This window comes from Pseudoalteromonas sp. SR45-5, from assembly GCF_014163565.1.
Classification (GTDB): Bacteria; Pseudomonadota; Gammaproteobacteria; order Enterobacterales; family Alteromonadaceae; genus Pseudoalteromonas; species Pseudoalteromonas distincta.
The window spans coordinates 1-2,841 of record NZ_JACJDN010000524.1; the positions used below are offsets into that span (position 1 = coordinate 1).

Here is a 2,841-nt window from a genome sequence, read left to right on the forward strand (position 1 = left end):
CCGCCAATTGGCGGTTTTTTTATTTGTAGCGTTAGCTCACTTTAAAATAAGCTCGCAAAGTTAAAACGAGAAGCTAACTTTAGTATAGAAGTATCGGCCTCTAGGGTTGTGTACACCTGAAGCATAACCGTATAGATCAGCGTCGCCATCACCAATTGCAAATGGTGGCTCTTCATCAAATAAGTTATTTACACCTAGCGATACTTTAGTTGAGTCAGTAACACGATAAGATGTTTGTAAATCTACCAATGTTTGCGAATCAACCATACGTGATGTATTGCTATCAAAGTCTAAATTACCGTCAAAATCAATATCTGGGGTATCTTCAAACTCACCTACATAACTGATGTTTACGTTTGTATTAAACTCGCCAATTTCCCAGTTTGTAGAGAAAATCCAGCGGTGCTCTGGATAGCCATACTCACCGGTGTAATCGCGGCCATCTTTTTCAAATTTATCTTGGTATGCCCATTCTAAATTAAATTTCAATAAACCTAAGTCATCAAGTGAGTGATTGTAGTTAGCTGAAACATCGACCCCAGATACTTCTTGCGAAGAAACGTTTTCAAATGTGCTGTAAATTTTTTGAATTGTTCCTAAGCTATCGCCACCTGTAGGTGTTAAGCGCACACATACAGTACTATCTTGGTTATTACACTCAGAGTTATAAATTGGACCAAACTCTTGCTCATCAATTTTGTTATCTTGAGTGATGCTCCACACATCGACACTTAAACCAAACTCAGCAGAAGGCGCCCAAATAAAGCCGACATTCCATGATTCTGATTCTTCAGCTTCAAGGTCAGGGTTACCAGCAAATTCAATGTTGTAATCAAGTGCATCACAATCAAGGCCTGTTGCCTCACATCGGTATGTATCTACAAAGAATTGGCTTTCTTGAGATGGACCCAAACCAACTTGTGCCAAAGAAGGCGCTCTAAAGCCTTGTGCCCAAGAGCCACGCACTGTGATTTCATCAGTAGGCGCCCAGCGAAGAGCTACTTTAGGGTTTGTTGTTGTACCGAAGTCACTGTAGTCATCGTAACGGCCAGCAAGTTGTAGCTCTAAATTATCAGCAAGAGGGATAGAAAACTCGACATAGGCTGCGTATTGTTCACGATCTGCAGATGCAGATACAGACTCTGTGCCAAATATTAAACCACGTTGAAATTGATCATCTGGAATGTCATTAACGTCTTCTTCACGGTACTCAATACCTGCAGCCATCATTACTACATCATCGCCAAAACTAAATGCTTCACCTGTAATGTTTGCATCAAAGGAAGTCATGTGAGACTCACCACGACGCACTAAGCTTGTTGTAATACGATCAATTACAGCAGGGTCGTTGTATGTGCCACCAAATGGATTGTAGTTTCCTGCATCAATTTCTTGTTGTAAGAAATCAGTACGTACCCAACCTTGTGTTCTATCACCTGTTTGCAGAGATTTACTACGGCCTTTTTGTACAGCGGTTTCCCAGCTCCAGTCATTAAACTCACCTCTAAGCCCTGCAACAAAGCGAAGAGTATCTGATTCAATATCCCATTGGCGTGCGCCAGCATCAACTGTACGGTAACGACCAATTTGAATGTCTTCACCAAATGGATTGTTAGGGTGGCTAGCTGGGACAGTTAAGCCTGCATCTTCATCAAGTGGAGTAGGGGCTCCGGCCGCAACAGACGTATTGTGCTGTACTGCCATTTCTAAAAAGCCCGTAATGCCATTATCAAAGTTATATTCAAATTGAGAAATAGCACCCACGCGTTCAGACGCTGGTGCGATATAACCGTAGGGGCCGTAATCAAATAAACAACTGCCGCTTGAAGTTGCATTTTCAGCAGGACAAGCCGGATCAATTGTTTTAACACCGTCTACATAAAAATATCCAGGGAAGCCACGAGATGAGCGAAAATCTTCACCACCATAAGGTGATTGATTTGCTGTACCTAAGCTGCCCATTTCATCAGAAGAAAGAGATGTATTTTTAAAGTAATCGATAATAACTGACGCGCTACTTTTCTCGCTAGTAGTACCCCATACTAAACTTGCTGTTGTTTCTTCATAATTGGGACCATTAGTACCACCGTAGCCCAAATTAACTTCAACACCGTCAATGTCTTTTTTCAAGATTACGTTTACCACACCGGCCACTGCGTCTGAGCCGTAGATAGCTGAAGCACCATCTTTTAGTATATCGATTCGCTCAATGGCAGAAACTGGGATACTGTTAATATCTACAAATGAGTTTGTGATACCTTCGGCAAATGCACTAATAGATACACGACGGCCATTGATTAGTACGAGCGTAGCATCAGCACCTAAGCCACGTAAACTAACAGCAGCAGACCCATTTGCAGTTGAGTCTTGGTTGTTACCACGTGTTGAGAAAGTACCGCTACCCGCGACAGGCATTCTTTCGAGGAGTTGTTGTAGGTTGTCATAACCCATGTTCTCAATATCAGCTCTTGCGATTGATTGAACCGGAGAAGGTCCTTCGATATCTGAACGTTTGATTCGTGAGCCAGTTACTTCAATGCGCTCTACTTTTTTAGCTTCTTCAGCAGCGTAAGTTGTTGTTGTAAAACCTGCTGAAAGTGCGATTGTAGCACCTGCAATTAAGCTAGGTGTAAATGCAGTTGATTGCTTCATCCTTAAGTCCTTGTTGATATGTTATAAATTTAGTTGCTCTATACCAATCCTTTTTAAATTGTTAAATAAATCCCATATTTAAGCGGATTGATATAACAAGCGACGACATTAATATCATGTAACTTAAGTGTTAGCAATTAGACTGAAATGTGATTTTAGTATGGTTTTTTGTGTGTTTTTGGATGATTT

1 protein-coding gene is annotated in these 2,841 nt (G+C 41.2%); it reads right to left on the reverse strand.

Translation table 11 applies throughout. The features are described from left to right. Positions 1–60: 60 nt before the first annotated feature. A complete protein-coding gene (locus H5072_RS16025; protein ID WP_182694086.1) occupies positions 61–2,652 on the reverse strand; it encodes a TonB-dependent receptor in 2,592 nt (863 codons plus the stop codon). Positions 2,653–2,841: the final 189 nt, after the last annotated feature.

What these genes read in the sequence shown, in the direction of transcription:
- H5072_RS16025 (WP_182694086.1), bottom strand. Translation starts at nt 2,652, where the DNA reads ATGAAGCAATCAACTGCATTTACACCTAGCTTAATTGCAGGTGCTACA.